1 pseudogene is annotated in these 1,318 nt (G+C 68.2%); it reads right to left on the minus strand.

The annotated features are described in order from the left end of the window. Positions 1 to 43: 43 nt before the first annotated feature. A pseudogene (locus ABEB28_RS42945) lies at positions 44 to 1,239 on the minus strand (IS3 family transposase). Positions 1,240 to 1,318: the final 79 nt, after the last annotated feature.

Raw genomic sequence — 1,318 nt, forward strand, 5'->3', positions numbered from 1 at the left:
GACTGGCCTTGACCCGTTTCGGCGGACAGGTTCGGTGTGGTGATTACGCTGCCCGGCCGGAGAGTAGCGGGCCGGAGGCACCGGTTTCGTAGTCGGCGGGGCTGAGATAGCCGAGGGCGGAATGCCGGCGGCGCGTGTTGTACCAGCCCTCGATGTATTCGAATATGGCCTGACGTGCGGAGATGCGGGTCGGCCAGGGCCTGCGGTGGAGTAGTTCGGTTTTGATCGTGGCGAAGAATGATTCGGCGACGGCGTTGTCCCAGCACTGCCCACGGCGGCCGAGGGAGAGCCGGATCCCGTGCGCTGCGGCCAGCCGGGCGTGCTGAGAGCTGGTGTATTGGCAGCCGCGGTCGGAGTGGAACAGCAGACCCGGGGCGGGCCGGCGCCGGTTGAGGGCGTCGGTCAGAGCGGCGTCGACGAGGTCGGTGCGCAGATGATCGGCGACCGCCCAGCCCACGACGCGGCGGGACGCCAGATCGATCACGGTGGCCAAATAGAGCCACCCTTCCCACGTGTTGACGTAAGTGATGTCGCCGCACCAGCGCTGGTCCGCGGCGGCCGGGTCGACGGTGAAGTCCCGGCCGACCAGGTCCGGGCGGGCCGGTGCGGCCGGATCCGGGGTCGTGGTGGTGCGCCAGCGGTGCGGGGATTTGCCGCGCATACCGGCTGCGCGCATCAGCCGGGCGATGCGTTTGCGGCCGTGCCGCTGCCCGGTCGCGGCCAGTTCGGCGTGGATCCGCGGCGCTCCATAGGTGCCCTTGGACGTCTCGTGGATGTCGGTGATCTCGTCGGTGAGTGCCTGGTCGACGCGGTCGCGGTCGGAGGGCTCGTCGCGTTGGTGCTGGTAGTAGGCGGACCGGGAGACCTTCAGTAGCTCGCACGCACGTTTGACGTTGTGCTGGCCGGCTTGCTCCGCCTCGATGAACGGGTAGACGTTCACCGGGTCTCCTTCGCGAAGAAAGCCGTGGCCCGTTTGAGGACCTCGACGTCCTCACGCAACCGGCGGTTCTCTCGCCGCAGCTGCGCGAGTTCGGCTTTCTCGTCGCTGGTCAACCCGTCGTCGCGGGCGCCGGCGTCCCGATCGGCCTGGACGACCCATTGCCGGACCGCGGTCTCGGTCAGATCAAAGTCTTTAGCGATCTGCCCGACCGACCGGTCACCGCGCTGACACAGCTCGACGATCTCGGCTTTGAACTCCGGCGTGAACGACCGCCGCGTCCGAGGCCGCTTCTTTCCCATGTGCTCCATGATGCGCGACATCCTCCCGGAGCCGGTCGGCTCCTGATCTTGGATGTCCGCCGAAGCGGGTCAGGCCCAG

This window comes from Cryptosporangium minutisporangium, from assembly GCF_039536245.1.
GTDB lineage: Bacteria > Actinomycetota > Actinomycetes > Mycobacteriales > Cryptosporangiaceae > Cryptosporangium > Cryptosporangium minutisporangium.